This window comes from Alphaproteobacteria bacterium, assembly GCA_039980135.1.
Taxonomy (GTDB): Bacteria; Pseudomonadota; Alphaproteobacteria; order UBA6615; family UBA6615; genus UBA8079.
Window position 1 is genome coordinate 97,741 of the sequence record JBDXCV010000006.1, and the last position, 15,823, is coordinate 113,563.

At 63.9% G+C, this 15,823-nt stretch carries 14 protein-coding genes; 9 read left to right on the forward strand and 5 right to left on the reverse strand.

Annotation, left to right across the window (positions count from 1 at the left end; genetic code table 11):
- Positions 1-27: 27 nt before the first annotated feature.
- Entirely contained in the window at positions 28-1,422 is a 1,395-nt protein-coding gene (locus ABJ363_08695) for a DUF3179 domain-containing protein (GenBank protein MEP4379062.1), read from the reverse strand.
- Positions 1,423-1,634: 212 nt separating this feature from the next.
- On the opposite strand from ABJ363_08695, the gene ABJ363_08700 reads away from it, so the two are divergent.
- Genes ABJ363_08700 through ABJ363_08715 form a run of 4 tightly spaced genes read left to right on the forward strand, consistent with a single transcriptional unit; the run spans position 1,635 to position 4,883 of the window.
- The gene (locus tag ABJ363_08700) at positions 1,635-2,699 is read left to right on the forward strand and encodes a maleylacetate reductase (GenBank protein MEP4379063.1); all 1,065 of its coding nucleotides are present in this window, start codon (positions 1,635-1,637) and stop codon (positions 2,697-2,699) included.
- Between the two features lie 26 nt (positions 2,700-2,725).
- Positions 2,726-3,934, forward strand: a complete 1,209-nt coding sequence (gene pcaF, locus ABJ363_08705; GenBank protein ID MEP4379064.1) for a 3-oxoadipyl-CoA thiolase — start codon at positions 2,726-2,728, stop codon at positions 3,932-3,934.
- Between the two features lie 35 nt (positions 3,935-3,969).
- The gene (locus ABJ363_08710) at positions 3,970-4,272 is read left to right on the forward strand and encodes a YciI family protein (protein ID MEP4379065.1); all 303 of its coding nucleotides are present in this window, start codon (positions 3,970-3,972) and stop codon (positions 4,270-4,272) included.
- On the forward strand, positions 4,233-4,883 hold the full coding sequence (locus ABJ363_08715; GenBank protein MEP4379066.1) for a PA14 domain-containing protein: 651 nt from the start codon (positions 4,233-4,235) through the stop codon (positions 4,881-4,883). The genes ABJ363_08710 and ABJ363_08715 overlap by 40 nt, the downstream gene beginning before the upstream one ends.
- 15 nt (positions 4,884-4,898) lie before the next feature.
- Here ABJ363_08715 and ABJ363_08720 read toward each other — a convergent pair whose 3' ends face one another.
- The gene (locus ABJ363_08720) at positions 4,899-6,347 is read right to left on the reverse strand and encodes a SidA/IucD/PvdA family monooxygenase (GenBank protein ID MEP4379067.1); all 1,449 of its coding nucleotides are present in this window, start codon (positions 6,345-6,347) and stop codon (positions 4,899-4,901) included.
- A 200-nt stretch (positions 6,348-6,547) separates the two neighbouring features.
- On the opposite strand from ABJ363_08720, the gene ABJ363_08725 reads away from it, so the two are divergent.
- Entirely contained in the window at positions 6,548-7,909 is a 1,362-nt protein-coding gene (locus ABJ363_08725) for an MFS transporter (GenBank protein ID MEP4379068.1), read from the forward strand.
- 80 nt (positions 7,910-7,989) lie between these two features.
- On the forward strand, positions 7,990-8,751 hold the full coding sequence (locus ABJ363_08730) for an aldolase/citrate lyase family protein (protein ID MEP4379069.1): 762 nt from the start codon (positions 7,990-7,992) through the stop codon (positions 8,749-8,751).
- Positions 8,752-8,772: 21 nt separating this feature from the next.
- On the opposite strand, the gene ABJ363_08735 is transcribed toward ABJ363_08730, so the two are convergent.
- Together ABJ363_08735 and ABJ363_08740 are read right to left on the reverse strand one after the other, a co-directional pair.
- Entirely contained in the window at positions 8,773-10,431 is a 1,659-nt protein-coding gene (locus ABJ363_08735) for a FecR family protein (GenBank protein ID MEP4379070.1), read from the reverse strand.
- Between the two features lie 49 nt (positions 10,432-10,480).
- On the reverse strand, positions 10,481-10,606 hold the full coding sequence (locus ABJ363_08740) for a hypothetical protein (protein ID MEP4379071.1): 126 nt from the start codon (positions 10,604-10,606) through the stop codon (positions 10,481-10,483).
- Between the two features lie 149 nt (positions 10,607-10,755).
- Here ABJ363_08740 and ABJ363_08745 point away from each other — a divergent pair, with 149 nt between their 5' ends.
- The 3 genes from ABJ363_08745 (at position 10,756) to ABJ363_08755 (ending at position 14,760) form a co-directional block, all read left to right on the forward strand.
- Complete coding sequence (locus tag ABJ363_08745; protein MEP4379072.1) at positions 10,756-10,908, forward strand: hypothetical protein; 153 nt, start codon at positions 10,756-10,758, stop codon at positions 10,906-10,908.
- A gap of 52 nt (positions 10,909-10,960) precedes the next feature.
- Positions 10,961-13,222, forward strand: coding sequence for an adenylate/guanylate cyclase domain-containing protein (locus ABJ363_08750; protein ID MEP4379073.1), 2,262 nt, complete (start codon positions 10,961-10,963; stop codon positions 13,220-13,222).
- 92 nt (positions 13,223-13,314) lie between these two features.
- On the forward strand, positions 13,315-14,760 hold the full coding sequence (locus ABJ363_08755; protein MEP4379074.1) for a hypothetical protein: 1,446 nt from the start codon (positions 13,315-13,317) through the stop codon (positions 14,758-14,760).
- 344 nt (positions 14,761-15,104) lie between these two features.
- Here ABJ363_08755 and ABJ363_08760 read toward each other — a convergent pair whose 3' ends face one another.
- On the reverse strand, positions 15,105-15,803 hold the full coding sequence (locus tag ABJ363_08760) for a Crp/Fnr family transcriptional regulator (GenBank protein ID MEP4379075.1): 699 nt from the start codon (positions 15,801-15,803) through the stop codon (positions 15,105-15,107).
- Between the last annotated feature and the right edge of the window lie 20 nt (positions 15,804-15,823).

Consider the following 15,823-nt stretch of genomic DNA (forward strand, 5'->3'; position numbering starts at 1 on the left):
TTTTGGCGGCGGCGGTCGCACCCGTCCCTATTCGAAGCGGGTTTCCGCACCGGGTCGGAAATTCTGCCAGGCGAACCAGTAGGCGATGTGTCCCGGCAAGCGCGCCAGGGTCTTGCCCGCGTCCGAGACCAGCGCGGCCTCGGTGATGCGCCAGTTGCCGCCTGACACAAGGATCCCGGTCTCGGTGGCATGGGCAGCGAAGTCCCGGTCGCCGGCCTCATAGGCCCTCACCGTGCGCGAGTCTGCATCGCCGACGAGGACAATCGCGCGACCATCTATCGTGTCGTTGATCACCGGCTGATCCTCGAACAGGCTGAGCGCCCAGGCTTTTTCCGCATCACGCATGCGCAGGGCGAAGACATAATCCTTGGGTGCGAGCCGTGTGTCATGGACGCGGGCCGGGAACATCAGGTCCGGGCTGTCGAAATAGGGCGCGTAGGGTCTGCCGGGCGTATAGTCGCGCTCGAATCCGGTATCCAGCGAGAGAACCGTCGTGTCGGGATGGCGTGCATGCCATTTCGCCCAGCTGGTGACGGCGACGGGGCGGACCTTGAGTTCGATGTCGGCGCCGACGAGTTTTCCGGCGACCGGTTTGCCCGTGAACTGGTTCCACAGGGAGTCGGATTCCCGGTCGAACATCAGCTTGTTGGAGCGGTACAGGAAGCCGGATGAGCCGAACTCGAACGGTGCCGCGCGGCCCGCCACGTCGGTCTCGAACAGGATACCCGAGCCGCACAGTGTGCAATAGGCGAGTGCTACCGGTACGCCGCCGATCACATCGTTGAACATCTCGTGCCAGTCCATCACCCGCAGCGGGTAGGCGCGGGCGTCGCCGTTGATCTCGACGCCGAATACCAGCTCGTCGGGGGTGATGTAGTCGGCCTCGGCGGGGGGAATGTGCTTCGGATTGACCAGTGCCGGGATGCCGTCCTTGATGACGCCGCCCCATGCGATTTCCTCGAGCCGGATCGTGTGGGGCATGCCCGCATAGAGAAACGCACCCAGATTGGGGTCGATATGGGCGTAGACCCAGGATTTGTACGCGTCGAATCCCTCGAACGGGGTGATGTCCGGCCGGCCTTCCTGCCATAGCATCCAGTCATGCCAGCGCGTGCCGTGATCCTCGCCGGTCAGGACCTTCAGCGCGTCGACGATGGTCCAGGGGTCCTGTCCCAGAAACCGGAGCGACTGGATCAGCGCGGGCACGACGTCGGTGTCACCCCGTTCCACGAGGCGGGCCATCACGCCGTTACGCTCGAGCGTGCCGAGCTGGAGAATCTGTCGGGACAGTGCCTGGACCTCGGCGTTACTGAGTTCGGCGCCCGGCAGTGGCGGTGTGTTGCCCTGTGCCAGAGACGGCGTGGCCGCCGCGAGGAACAGCGCTGTGGCGAGGGATGCGGCCCGATGCGGGTGTGAAAGCATTCGCATGGTTTCAACATAGGGGCGGAGCGAGATCGGGCGTAATCACATTCTCTTGGCTGTAGGACAGCACATAGGCGGAAATGCGGCCTTTCTCGCGGCTTCCGGCGGCGGTTCGTATGGCGAACCGGTCGGTCGTGCCGGCGCTGCGTCGGCCTGTATGCGGGCATTCCGGTGTGCAATAGTTTCGCCGCGATTTCTGGGGAGGAATGTTCATGCGTGAGTTCGTCTACGAAGCCCTGCCGGGTCGCGTGGTGTTCGGGCTCGGGAGCCTGGACCGGCTGGCCGAGGAGGTCGCACGCCTGGATGTTGCCAAGGCGCTGGTGCTCTCCACCCCGCAACAACGTGAGCAGGCCGAAGACGTGGCGCGCCGGTTGGGGAACCGGTCCGCCGGGGTCTACGACAAGGCCGAGATGCATGTTCCCATCGAGGTGGCGCAGGCCGCGCGCGCAGAAGCGGAGCGGCTCGGTGCAGATGCATGTGTAGCTGTGGGCGGCGGCTCCACCATCGGTCTCGGCAAGGCTATCGCGCTCGAATTCGGGCTGCCGATCATCGCCGTGCCGACCACCTATGCCGGGTCGGAGATGACGCCGATCTGGGGCCTGACCGAGGACGGAATCAAGAAGACCGGCCGCGACACGAAGGTGCTGCCGACAACTGTGGTGTACGATCCCGCGCTGACCCGCACGCTGCCGGCGCAGATCGCCGCCCCCAGCGGCATGAACGCGATCGCCCATTGCGTCGAGGCGATGTATTCACAGACCGCCAATCCCATTGTCTCGATGATGGCCGAGGAAGGCGTGCGTGCGCTTGCGCGCGCGCTGCCGCTGGTCGTGCGCGCGCCCGACAATATGGATGCGCGCACCGATGCGCTGTATGGCGCCTATCTGTCCGGGGCATCATTGGGGGCGGTCGGCATGGCGCTGCATCACAAGCTGTGTCACACGCTGGGCGGCAGCTTCAACCTGCCCCACGCCGATACCCATACGATCGTGATCCCCCATGCGACCGCATACAATATTGGTGCCGCGCCCGATGCGCGGGAACGCCTGTCGCGGGCGCTGGAGACCGACGATCCGGCGGGCGCGCTGTTCGATCTGGCGGGCGCGATCGGCGCAAAACTGGCGCTGCGCGACCTCGGCATGACGGAGGCCGATCTCGATCGCGCCGCCGATATCGCCGTGGAAAATCCCTACTACAACCCGCGACCGGTCACGCGCGAGGGAATCCGCGCGTTGCTCGATGACGCCTTCCATGGGCGCCGCCCGACAGCGGCCTGACCAACGAATTACACAGGAGAGATAAAATGCCCGAAGCCTATATCTGCGATGCGGTGCGCACGCCTTTCGGCCGCTATGGCGGTTCCCTGTCGAGCGTAAGGACCGACGATCTCGGCGCCATCCCCATGAAGGCGCTGATGGACCGTAACCCCAATGTCGATTGGGACAAGGTCGACGAGGTCTACTACGGCAATGTCAATCAGGCGGGCGAGGACAACCGCAACGTCGCGCGCATGTCGCTGTTGCTGGCCGGCTACTCCTCCGATGTTCCCGGTGCAACCGTGAACCGGCTTTGCGGTTCCGGACTCGAGGCGCTGACCGCGGCTGCCCGGGCGATCCGTACCGGCGAGGCCGACCTGATTGTCGCCGGCGGCGTCGAGAGCATGTCGCGCGCGCCCTTCGTCATGCCCAAGGCGACCAGCGCCTTTTCGCGATCGAACCAGGTCGAGGACACGACCATCGGCTGGCGCTTCGTCAATCCGAAGATGAAGGCGGAGTACGGCGTTGACGCCATGCCGGAGACCGCCGAGAACGTGGCCGAGGAATTCCAGGTTTCGCGCGCCGACCAGGACGCGCTGGCGTTTCGGTCGCAGCAACGCACGAAGGCAGCACAGGAGCGCGGGCGTTTCGAACGGGAAATCGTATCCGTCGAAGTGCCCCAGCGCCGGGGTGATCCGGTGGTGGTCGACACCGATGAACATCCGCGCCCGGGCACGGATATGGCGGCGCTCGAAAAATTGCCGACGCCGTTCCGCGAGGGCGGCAGTGTCACGGCGGGCAATGCCTCGGGCGTGAATGACGGCGCATGTGCCATGATTATCGCGTCGGAGGACGCGGTGGAGAAATATGGCCTGTCCCCGATCGCTCGGGTCGTCGGGACGGCGACGGCGGGTGTGCCGCCACGGATCATGGGTTTCGGCCCGGCACCTGCGACCCACAAGCTGCTCGAACGGCTCGGCCTCAAGATCGGTGATATCGATGTGATCGAGCTCAACGAGGCCTTCGCCGCCCAGGCACTGGCGGTCACGCGCGATCTCGGGCTCGCCGACGATGCCGAGCATGTCAATCCGAACGGTGGCGCCATTTCAATCGGCCATCCGCTGGGCGCCAGCGGCGCGCGTCTCGCCACCACCGCGGCTTACGAGCTGCAGGAGCGGGATGTGAAATACGCGCTGTGCACCATGTGCATCGGGGTCGGGCAGGGCATCGCGACCGTCCTTGAGCGGGTGAAATAGCCGGACGGAAACCGGTATAAACGGGGGAGGGGGCGTTGCATTTCATCATCGTCAATACCGACAGGGACGACGGCATCGAATTGCGCAACCAGACGCGCGAGGCGCATCTCGCATATCTGCGCGATCACGGCAAGGAGGTGAGGCTGTTGATGGCCGGGCCGACGCCCAGCGAAGACGGGTCGCGGGTCACGGGCTCGCTCATCGTGGTTGAGGGCGACACTATCGAGACCGTGCGCGATTTCGCCGCCGCCGACCCCTATTCCCAGGCGGGGCTGTTCGCCGATGTGGAGGTCCGGCCGTGGAACTGGACGGTCGGCAATCCGGATGGGCCCCGGTAATGCGCGGCTGGATCGCAGCAACGCTGTTCGCCGCTGCGCTGGCCCTTGCCGCGCCGGGTGCGATGGCCGCGGACCTGGTCTCCGGCCTGAAGCCGGCCACGCCGCAGCCGGCGGCCGCGGAGCTGAAGCCGGGCCTCGCGGTCACCTATTACTTCAAGAAGTTCGACAACACGCGCGAGATTCCCGACTGGGCGAAATACCGGGATGGTGTGCCCGGCGAGCCGATCCTGATCCTCGACTATTTCGTCGGCGATGGGGAAGTCCTGACCAGCGGGCGGACGGACCATGTCGGCGCGGACATTCGAGGATATCTGAATTTTCCCGTTGCGGGCACCTACACCATCGCGATGCGGTCCAATGACGGGGTGGACCTGAATATTGGCGGCGTCCGGGTCGTGCATGACCCCGATGTGCATAGCGACCGGTTCTCCGAACTGGTCCCGGTCGAGATCACCACGCTGGGCTGGTACCCGCTGCGCCTGCTCTATTTCGAGAAGCAAGTGACGTCGACGCTCGAGCTGTACTGGCTGAAGCCCGGCGGGTCGGGCCAGCTCGATTTCGTGCCGGAAGAGGCGTTCGCACACATCCCCGGCGAAGTGCCCGGGAGCTAGGCGCGGCGCCCGCGTTCAGACAACAAGATCTTCATCGTCGAACGTCAGTAGTGCGTCTGCGTGATATTCCGCGTCGTCCAGGAACAGGCAGCGTGTCAGCGCCTGGACCAGCCGGGGAACGCCATAGCGCATGGCAGGCGCCGAGGCGCCGGAGAGACCAAGGCTCGGCTTGGTCCCCAGTGAGAAACAATGGATGTGGTGCAGCCAGGGTGCGGTACCGGGCGTCTTCTCCGTGAACTCGAAGGATTTTCCCAAATAGGGGTAAGTGCCCATGGGCGCCCAGTCCTCGCCGTCCGGCGGCGTGTAGCAGTCACGCCAGAGCGCGATCTTGTCGGCAATCGCGGAAGTTTCGACCCGCAGACAGAAATCGTTGATGAAGCCCGTCGCGGCGATAACGAAATCCGCGTGCAGCGTATCGCCCGCCGCTGTCTCGATGATCACCTCGTCGTCAGCCATGTAGGCCGCCGTCATGGCCGCACCCTCAAGCATCCGGAAGCCCGGCATCCCGGCGGCCCTGTCGAAGCTGTCCTGGGGCGGTGGCTGGTGGCTGCGCATGACATGGACAATAAGACGCCACCGCGTGGCGTCATCCAGATCCTCGAAATGCTTGAGCCAGGTGACGCTGTCGATGGGCCGGTGGGCGTTCACGCGTGTGATTTCGTCCCGGCGCACGAGGAGGTCGACACTGGTGGCCCCGGCTTCGAGGGCCGCGGCAGCGGAATCGAAGCCGCCGGCATTTGCGCCGATCACGATCACGCGCTTGTCGCGCAGCACGGCGGTGTCGAATTCCGTGTTGGCCTGGACGTAGCGATCGGCGGGCAGATTGTCGGTCAGGATCTCGGGAATGTGCCAGACACCACATCCCTCGAGGCCATTGGAGAGAACGACTTCGCGCGCAAGTACGGTCTCGGTGTGACCGTTCGGCCCGGTGGCCGTCAGCGGTACCCGGATCAGGCTGTCGGGGTTATCGGGCTCGTCCGGCGTGAGCGGGCCGACTTCGGTTTCGTTCCAGACCGGCAGGTCGAGGATTCTGCGGTACCAGTTCAGGTACTCCTGCCAGTCGGTGCGCGGAATTCGGACCAGCGCGTCCCAGGCGGCGGGACCGTATTGCGCGGTATACCAGGCGCGCGGCGTGAGAGACGGGATACCCAGCGCGGGCCCCGCAGCGTCCTTGGGGGTGCGAAGCTGGCGCATCCTGGCGAAGGTGACCCAGGGGCCTTCCCGGCCGGCGGGGCTGCGGTCGACCGCCAAAATGTTCGTCACTTTCTCGCGACCCAGCGCGAACAATGTGCCGAGCCCGCTTTGGCCGGCACCCACCATCAACACGTCGAAGACCGGCAGCCCCGATCTGTGGTTGCGCGGCGGAACCCACGCGTTTTTCGGATGATCGAGCAGCGCAAGCTCATGGCGCACACGCGCTTCGAGGGCGCCAAGTGATTCTGCGTATACGGGATCGGTGCTCATTTGACGCCTCTACGAACTCTTGTCTGATTTCGGCCTTGTTTTCTCAAGGCCCTCACGTTGACCGTCAGAAAATCACGCCGGTGGCAGGTTAACAACTACGTTACAGCCACGCGCTTTCCCAGGAGCTATATCTAGGGTCCGGCAGGGGGTGTCGGATTGACAGGTGATGGGGAACGGGCTTGGCCCCGCGACGCGAACATATGACCGCACAGGCAGATCATGCCACGGAACGTTTGAACCTGACGACGCTGATCGTGTTCGGCTCGATTTCCATGCCGATCTCGTTGCTCGCGATCGGCATGTTCATGTTTGTGCCGCGCGTGTATTCGTCGCTCGGCAGCATGTCCATGGGTGATGTCGGAGTCATCATCCTGGTCACCCGTCTCTGGGACTTTGCAACCGATCCGTTGATCGGATGGTTGAGCGACAAGACGCGCGGCCGGTTCGGACGCCGCATCCCGTGGATGGTGCTCGCCTGGGTGCCGTTGACCTTCGCCGTCTACAAACTTTTCCTGCCGCCGCCCGATGCCGGCGCCGTCCATCTCGGGGTCTGGAGTTTCGTGCTGTTTACGTCGGGCACCGCGCTGTTCATGCCCTACACTGCGATGGGAGCGGAGCTCAGCACGGTCTATCATCAGCGCAGCCGGATATTCCTCTACCGCCATCTGTTTGCGGTGGTTGGGACATTGGGGGCGGCGTTGTTGTTTGTTGTCGCGAACCAGAGTGGCACGGCCTTCTTCCCCGCGCGCGACGCGCTGGCGCTGATCGCCGTTGTGGGAACGCTTTTGCTGCCCATTCCGATTATTGTCACGGCGCTGCTCGTGCGCGAGCCCCCTATCCCCGTCCGGCGCACGGGCGCCGACATGGACTGGCGGGCGGGCATCCGCCTCATGGCATCCAACAAGCCCTATCTGCGAATTCTCGCCTGCTACTTCGTCAACGGGCTCGCCAATGCCTTTCCCGTCACGCTGCTGTTTTTCTACGTGAAGCAGGTGATCGAACGCCCGGACTGGACTGCCATTTATCTGGCCGTCTATTTCGTCGCCGCGATAGCGGGCACGCCGATCTGGATGTTTGTCGCGAACCGATTGGGCAAGCATGTGGCCTGGCGCTACGCGCTGATCCTCGCGATTTTCGCATTCTCCATCGTGCCGTTCCTCGGTTCGGGCGACGTGATTCCATTCCTGTTCGTCGCGACGGTCGCCGGAATCACGCTGGGCGCCGACCTGGCGATGCCCGCCTCGATGCTGGCGGACGTGGTGGACCAGGATGTTCTGGAGACCGGCAAGCAGCGCACCGGAATCTTCTACGCGGTCTGGGCCATGGCGGCGAAGGCCGCCGCGGCACTGGTCGTCGGGATTTCGCTCAAGCTGCTCGATATGGTCGGGTTTGTGCCCGATATGTACAACGACGCGGAATCGTTGCTCGTGCTCGCCTTTCTGTTCGCAGTCTGTCCGATCATTTTCAAGCTCGCGGCCGTTGCCATTGTTTGGCGCTATCCGCTGACGGCCGAACGCCAGGCCCGGCTGCGCGCCGAGATCCTCGCACGGCAGTCCGTCTGAGCGAAGATCTGCGCCGGTGGTGATCGACTTGTGCGCATGCCAAACTGCCGGTTCGGACAATCGGCAGGAGCAGGGGTTTCATGCGCAAGAACCGACTTCGTGAGATTTGGGCGTCGGGTCAGGCGGCGGTCAATGGCTGGCTGACGGTGCCCAGCCCCTATGTGGCCGAAATCATGGCGCATCAGGGCTGGGACAGCATCACCATCGATCTGCAGCACGGCCCCCTCGACGTGCCCGATGCCATCCCGATGATGCAGGCCATGTCGGCGACGGATGCGGTGCCGATCATCCGGGTGCCGTGGAACGAACCATCGGTCATCATGCGGGTCCTCGATGCCGGCGCCTACGGCATTATCTGCCCGATGATCAACAACCGGGATGACGCGGAGCGATTTGTCGGTGCGTGCCGCTATCCGCCTGACGGGTACCGATCGAACGGCGCGTATCGCGGGACACTGTATGGCGGGGCCGACTATCTCGAACACGCGAATGAGGAACTCCTCACCCTGGCCATGATCGAGACCCGCGAAGGGGTGGCGAACCTCAAGGAAATCGCCCAGACGCCCGGGCTCGACGCGGTCTATATCGGGCCCACGGATCTGGCGTTTTCCCACGGCCATCCGCCCAAGCACGATAATTTCGAGGGCCCCGTCGCGGACCTGATCGCGCAGATTCTGGAGACGGCTCACGGCGCAGGCATTCGCGCCGGGGTCCACGCCACCCGGATCGACTATGCGGCCCGGATGATCGCGGACGGATTCGACATGGTGACCCCGACATCGGATTTGCGGATGCTGACCGGTGCGGCGCCGGAGGTTCTTGGCGCCTTGAAAGCCAGCTAGGGCTTCCGCCGATACCGGTGCCTACTGTTTCGCGACTGTATTGCCGCCGGCGACCACGGTGTTGCCGCCATTCTCCTGGATCCGCACGTTGATCTGACCGGAGGCGGCAATGACCCCCGTTTCGGTATTGTTCAGGATCGCCGCAGACACCTTTACGTTCGCGCCGTCGGTCGGTGCCGTTGGGAAATTTGCCGTGTCGACGGCCGAATCCCAAGTTTTCGCCACCGGGCCGTTGTCGCTGTCAAACGTTCCGGCGGTCGGGCCGGTGCCGTTTTCGTCGTTGAACACCGTCAACTGCCCGGCGCCACCGTTGAAGAAATAGCTGATGCTCGCCACCGTAAGATCGATCGTCCGTGCGCCGAAATCGATCTTGGCGGACGCGTTGTAGCTGCCGCCGCTGTTGGTATGGTCGCCACTGACATATTTCAGATCGATCGTGCCGAATTCGAAGGTCGCGGTGCCGGTCTCGATCGCCTGCAGCTGGGAAAATGTCGCGATCGTGTTGTTGAATGACCCGGCACCTTCTTCGACCGCGGCAAGCAGGAGCTGCTGGGCCTGGTTCTGGCTGGTGCCGAGCTGGCTCAGCACGCCGGCATTCACGACGCCGGCGCCGATTGTCTGTCCCGACAATGCCGCGACCTGTCCGAGGCCGATGCCGCCGGCCGCCCCGCCGCCGACGGTGGGTGCGGCCGCCACATTTCCACCGGCCGCGGGATTGCCCGCCGTGTTCGGGCCTGCGGCCGGTCCGCTCGACGGTCCGCTCGCGGACCCTGTCGACGTGCCGGACGTTGACCCGGACGTTGATCCGGATGCCGACCCTGCGGGCTGGGCCGTCGCCGAACCGTTGCCGTTGTCCGGGCCGGCATCACCGTTCGATTGATCGCCGTCACCGCCGCCCGATTGATCGTTTGCGTTCTGGGCATCGGACCCCGCCGCTGGCCGGGATGCGGGTCGCGCGCCGCCATTTGTGCCGAGATCACCGGTCAGGCCGGACACAACTGAGGGCTCGAAGCGCACGGGGATTGTCGGCGCGGCGTCGATGCCGGCGATGTTCGTGCCGAAGCCCGACCGCGAAATCTCTACCGAGGTGTCGGCGTTTGAGACGATGATGCGGCCGGCGCGTTCGTTCGCATTGTTGTCGACGCCCGGGCCGAGCAGCACGATGTCGGCCGAAATTTCGCTGTCGGGATCGTTCGGGTTGGCCGGGATGACACGGCCGGCCGCCGACGTGCCGCGAATGCCGATGGTCCCGACGGGGGTCTTCACATTCATATTGCGCGGCTCTTCCTTGGCGACGCGACCGGAGACGAAGCGGAATGCACCCTTCAGAACCGATGCGGTGACCTTGCCCGCGCTGGTCTCGGGGTCATAGACGAACTCATCGATGATTAACGCGGCATCGGGGCCGATCGTGAAAATCGTCTCATCCATGAGCATGATCTGCAGGCCGGAGTCGGGGCCGGTCTCGATGGTGTCTCCGAGGAAAACCGGGTCGCCGCTCTGCACATTCTGGCCGACGGCGCGGCTTTCCGGGCGCGGTGCGGCCGCCACCAGGACCACATTGCCGCGCACGGCGGCGGCGACGCCGGCGCGTCCGACATTGCCCTGGCCGTGTGCGACCGAGGCCGAGGTCAATGCGATCGTGACGACAGTAAAGAGAGTGGCGGAGCGATTGAACATGAGGTGCATCCTAAGTTGTTCAGTTGGCATCGAAAAGGCGTTCGCGTGCCTAAATACCGGTGGCGGCCGCCAAGATGACGAACAGGGCGCCGCCCAGGCCGCCGGTCAGCATTCCGGTCGCAATCAGGGTGCTGCGTCCGATCAGCTTTCGGGTGTTGTGTTGCGAGGTGATCATCATGCTCTCCGTGCTTTGTGGTGCCTTAAACCTAGCGACGAAAGACGGCGCGGGAAGTGACGGGGATCACAGTGACGGGCGTCACAGACAGGTGGGTGGGGGCAGGGCATGTTGTCCGTGGACTTCAACTGCAACCGGACGACGAACGCATGACCCGACGATCCGCCCTCACACATCATCTGGCGAGCAATGGTCTGTTCGAGAATTATGCCAACCGCACCATCCTGCGCATGTATCTGCGATGGGGGGCGGCATCCTTTCTGGCCCTTGGCTTGATTTCGGTTGCATCGGTTGCGCTTTAGGCAGAGTTGCACCGGCGTTCTCCGGAATCGCACACTGGGCTAGATTGCGGGCATGATCTCCTGGAAAGCCCGTATCATTCCGCTCCTGATTCTCGTGTTCGCGCTGTTGCTGCGCGTCGAAGACCCGCAGCCTGTGCAACTGGCACGACTGTGGACGTTCGATACCTATCAGCGGATCGAGCCGCGCGTATATGACAGCGCCTTGCCGGTGCGCATTCTGGACATCGACGATGAAAGCCTGGCGCGAATCGGTCAGTGGCCCTGGCCCCGCTCGCGGATCGCCGAGCTGGTCGACCGGCTGCACGCCAGGGGCGCGGCGGTGGTCGTGTTCGATATTCTCTTTGCCGAACCCGACAGGACGTCGCCGGCCAATGTGGTGGCGGATTGGCCCGACGGCCCCGACGATGCAGATCTCCGGGCGCGGGTTGCCGCGCTGCCCGACCATGATCAGCTCCTGGCCGAAGCGTTTGCGCGCGGGCGGGTGGTTGCCGGGTTTACGTTCACGCGTTCCCGCGAAACCGCGCCGCCGCCCGCGCCGAAGGCGGGTGTCGGACTCGGCGGATCGCCGCCGCACCCGTTCCTGCCGGCCTATAGGGCGGCGATCGCCAATCTTCCCGCGCTCGGCGACGCGGCGGCCGGAATCGGCAACATCAACTTCGAAGCCGACGCCGATGGGCTGATCCGCAGAGTGCCGCTGTTTACCCAGTATGTGGCGCCGGGCACGACGCCGACCTATGACGACCCGTTCAAGCTGCCCCCGCTCTATCCGACGCTCGGAGCCGAGGCGCTGCGTGTGGCGCAGGGCGCGCAAGGGTTCAATATTCGCATGTCCGATGCGAGCGGCGAGGGTGGGGTCGATGAGAGTTCGGGAATCGCGAATATCCGGATTGGGCAGTTGCGGGTGCCGACGAGCGGCGATGGCCATGTTTGGTTGCGCTACACCGGTCATGAACCGGCGCGCTACGTGCCGGCCTGGCGGCTCTGGTCGGCGGCCGAACCGCTCGGTGCCGAAGACGGTATCGAGGGCGCGATCATCCTGGTCGGGACGAGCGCGCCGGGCCTGTTCGACCTGCGTGCGACCCCGCTTAATTCGATCATTCCAGGGGTTGAGGTGCATGCCGAGCTTGTGGAGCAGATCCTCGATGGCAGCTTTCTGACGCGCCCGGACTGGACGCTGGGAGCGGAGCTGGCGGCGTTTGCGCTGCTGGGAGTTTTTTTGGTCCTGCTGCTGCCCAAACTTGGTGTCGCCGCGAGTGCCGTCGTTTGCCTCACGGCAATCACCGCCGGGGTGGCCGCGGGCTGGTTTGCCTTTACCTCCGTCGGGGTTCTGATCGATCCGGTGTTTCCGGCGCTGGTGGTGCTGGTGGTCTATCTGTCGAGTTCGCTGATCACCTATTTGCAATCGGAGACCCAGCGCCGCCAGATTCGCACGGCCTTCGGGCAATATCTGTCTCCGGCGCTGGTCGAACAGCTCGCCGACCAGCCCGAGCGCCTGAGGCTGGGCGGCGAGACGCGCGAGATGACGCTGTTGTTCTGCGATATCCGGGGATTCACCTCCATATCCGAAGAACATCGCGATGACCCGCAGGCCCTGACGGCCCTGATCAACCGCCTGCTGACACCCATGACGGCCGAAATCCTGGAGCGTGACGGGACCATCGACAAGTATATGGGCGACTGCATCATGGCGTTCTGGAACGCGCCGATCGACGACCCGGCCCATGCGTCGCACGCGTGTGACGCTGCGCTCGCCATGCTGCGCGCACTCGGGCAGGTGAATGAGGCGCGTCTGGCGGAGGATCCGGAGGCGGTCGCGATCGCCGTGGGGGTCGGTCTCAACACGGGCGAATGCGTGGTCGGGAATATGGGATCAGATCAGCGGTTCGACTATTCGGTGCTGGGCGATGCGGTCAATCTCGCGGCCCGACTCGAGGGCCAGTCGCGGCCCTACGGGATGCCGATCATTGTGGGTGAGTCGACGCGCGATCAGGTGGCGGATGAATTCGCGTTCCTCGAACTCGACCTGATTGCGGTGAAGGGAAAGCGGGAGGCCGTTCGTATCTATGCGCTGCTGGGGGATGCCGATGACGCGGCGAGCGAGGACTTCAAGGCCCTGCAACGCGAGCATGGGCTGATGCTGGACGCCTATCGCGCCCGCGACTGGGATCGCGCACAAGATGTGCTCAATGTCTGCGTCGAAATGCCCGGCGCCGTCGGCGCATTTTACGATCTGTATGCCGAGCGTATTTTCCACTATTCCTTCGATCCCCCGCCGGAGGATTGGCAGGGCGTCCACATCGCAGAAATGAAATGATTTCTCAAGGGCTTAGGCCGCTCCCTCGCGCTTGCCCCGATTTGGCACATCATGCTTAATACCTCCATACTTTGGGGGTTTTGTTGGTGCGAGTGCCGAGTATTCTGTTGCGCGCATGTGGGCGAGCGCGCCGCAGTTTCCGCTATGGGTTGCTGATTGGCGGCGTGATCTCGTTCGCGTTGCCCGCGCATGCCCAGCAGTCGGCCACGGAATCGCGTGAAAGCGACGTCCGGGAATCGATCGAGACACGACGCGAAGTCGAGCGCACGGCCCAGGAGGCCCTCGACCTGGAGGCTTTCAGCAGGGGTCCGCCCGTCACATTCCAGCAGGTGCTGGAGGACCCCGACAACATCGAGCTGAATGTCCGGTATGCGCTGACCCAGATCCGCGAGGGTAATGTACGCGGCGCGGGCGCGACCCTGGAACGGGTCCTGCTGATCCGGCCCGACCTGGCCGTGGTGCGGGTCCTGTTCGCGATTGTCCTGTTCCGGCTCGACAATCTCGATGAGGCCGAGCGCGAACTCGTCGCGTTGAAGGAGCTGGATCTGGAGGCGCAGCTGCGGCGCCAGATCGATCAGTATCTCGATCAGATTGTGGCACGCCGCAAGAAGACGATCTTCACCCTCGCGGTGAACTTCGCTACCCAGTATGACTGGAACCGCAACGCGTCGCCCAAATCGGAACTTCGCCTCGCGGCCGACTTGCCGACCCGCACCGTCGACGGTTCCTCGCGCCAGGACGACATCGCGATGAACGGGCTGGCGCAGCTTTCCTTCGAACATGATCTCGGCCTGCAGAAGCAGCACAAGATGCTGGGCGGGCTGGTTTTCTATCAGGGCGAGCAGACCCAGCAGGATGACCTCGACCTGCGGGCGATCACCGCAGATTTCGGATATGAACTCGATTTCGCACCGTCGACGATCACGCCACGCCTCCTGTATGAGCGCATTGATCTGTCGCGTGAGAAATACCTGACCGCGATCGGGACGACGGTCGACTGGGTCTATGCCCTGTCCAACACCTGGTCGGTGTTTGCCGGCGGGACGATGAAGTATCAGTCCTACAACAACATCACGAGCAGCCTTACCGCCACGCAACGCAGCGGCCGGGAGTATGAAGCCAAGCTGGGAATGTCGCAGATTCTCACTCCGCGCCAGCGTGTGCGCGTGACGTTGACGCAGACTCGCAATATCGCGGCGCGCAGTTTCAACTCGTACGAACAAAGCGAAATCGGTGTGACCCACACGATGCTGTTCGGCGACGGCGATTTTCTGCTCAGTTCGCTCACCGTCAACTATGACCAGTATGACGATCGAGACCCGTCGATCAGTGCGCGCAACCGGCATGATTGGGGCGGCCGCGCACGGATGACCTACGGCATTCCTTGGGGAAGCGTGTTCACCAATGCGGGTGAATTCTGGCAGCCTTTCACGTTTACATTCGGCGGTGAAGCGTTCCGGCAGGTCTCGTCGATTACCAACTATACCTACAACAATTACCGGTTGTCCGTCGGCCTCAACCGCCGCTGGACGTTCTGATGCCGATCGCAGGCAGGACGCCTCGCAGGGCTGGAAAAGAAAGGCGGCCGGTCTCGTGAGAGCCGGCCGCAAGTCCACAGGGAGGTTGGATCAGTGCGAAAAGATCACACCTGTCGAAGTCAGAAGCCCGGTGTCACCGACATTCCGAAAATCACCATCGGGGCTGCCAGGAGGAGGGCGGCGACGTTGATGCGGGTTTGTCGTGACATGGTCGGCTCCGTTTCGGTTGGTGTGCGGCGATGATCCGTCGCCGTTGATACAAACCTAATGCGCAACCAGCCATTCCCCAGTGACGGCAGTCACAGGCCGGACAATAAAAATAAAAAAACAGACGGAACAGAGACTTAAAAGTCCCTAACTTCCTCAACCAGGTCCTCGAGACGTTCGAGATCGAGGATGGCGAGGGCGTCTTTCTCGCGTTTGACCAGGCCCTGCTTGGCGAGGTCGCTCAACACGCGGGCGACCGTCTCGCGGGTCGTGCTGACCCGGGCGGCGATATCCGCGTGGACCGGAATTGGCGAGATGTGGGCGGTGTTGGCGTCCGTGTCGGCCTGCGCGCGCGCCTCGCGCAGGATTTCCGAATGTACCCTGTTGTGCGCGCCCAGGGTGCTCAGATCCATGATGCGTTCCGTCGATGTGCGCACGATCTTGGCCAGTTGCTGCATCACCCCGATGGCGAGATCAGAATGGTCGCGTAGCAAATTCAGGAACGTGTCGGGTGAAATCGTCGCCACGAGCGTATCGGCCAGCGCGACGACGGCGGCCGATCGGGGCATACCGTCGAGCGCGGCGAGTTCCCCGAAGACACCCCCGGGTTCCATTTCGTCGAAGCTGATCTCGCGCCCTGAAATGGAGAAATTCACAACCCGCACACGGCCCTCGACCACGAAGAACACGTCTCGGGATTCACTCTCCCGGTCGATGATCGTGTCGTTGGCCGAATAGCGGACCCAGCGCGCGCGCTGTTCGAGCGCGGCGCGGGATGATTCGCTCAACGGTCCGAGAAACGGGATGTCTGCGAGGCTGTGTCCGGGTCCGGTCATGGTGGCGCCATCGTAGCGCT

Coding starts and splice junctions, on each gene's coding strand:
- ABJ363_08695 (MEP4379062.1), bottom strand. CDS start 1,422: ATGCTTTCACACCCGCATCGGGCCGCATCCCTCGCCACAGCGCTGTTC.
- ABJ363_08700 (MEP4379063.1), top strand. CDS start 1,635: ATGCGTGAGTTCGTCTACGAAGCCCTGCCGGGTCGCGTGGTGTTCGGG.
- pcaF (MEP4379064.1), top strand. CDS start 2,726: ATGCCCGAAGCCTATATCTGCGATGCGGTGCGCACGCCTTTCGGCCGC.
- ABJ363_08720 (MEP4379067.1), bottom strand. CDS start 6,347: ATGAGCACCGATCCCGTATACGCAGAATCACTTGGCGCCCTCGAAGCG.
- ABJ363_08725 (MEP4379068.1), top strand. CDS start 6,548: ATGACCGCACAGGCAGATCATGCCACGGAACGTTTGAACCTGACGACG.
- ABJ363_08730 (MEP4379069.1), top strand. CDS start 7,990: ATGCGCAAGAACCGACTTCGTGAGATTTGGGCGTCGGGTCAGGCGGCG.
- ABJ363_08735 (MEP4379070.1), bottom strand. CDS start 10,431: ATGTTCAATCGCTCCGCCACTCTCTTTACTGTCGTCACGATCGCATTG.
- ABJ363_08740 (MEP4379071.1), bottom strand. CDS start 10,606: ATGATCACCTCGCAACACAACACCCGAAAGCTGATCGGACGCAGCACC.
- ABJ363_08745 (MEP4379072.1), top strand. CDS start 10,756: ATGACCCGACGATCCGCCCTCACACATCATCTGGCGAGCAATGGTCTG.
- ABJ363_08750 (MEP4379073.1), top strand. CDS start 10,961: ATGATCTCCTGGAAAGCCCGTATCATTCCGCTCCTGATTCTCGTGTTC.
- ABJ363_08760 (MEP4379075.1), bottom strand. CDS start 15,803: ATGACCGGACCCGGACACAGCCTCGCAGACATCCCGTTTCTCGGACCG.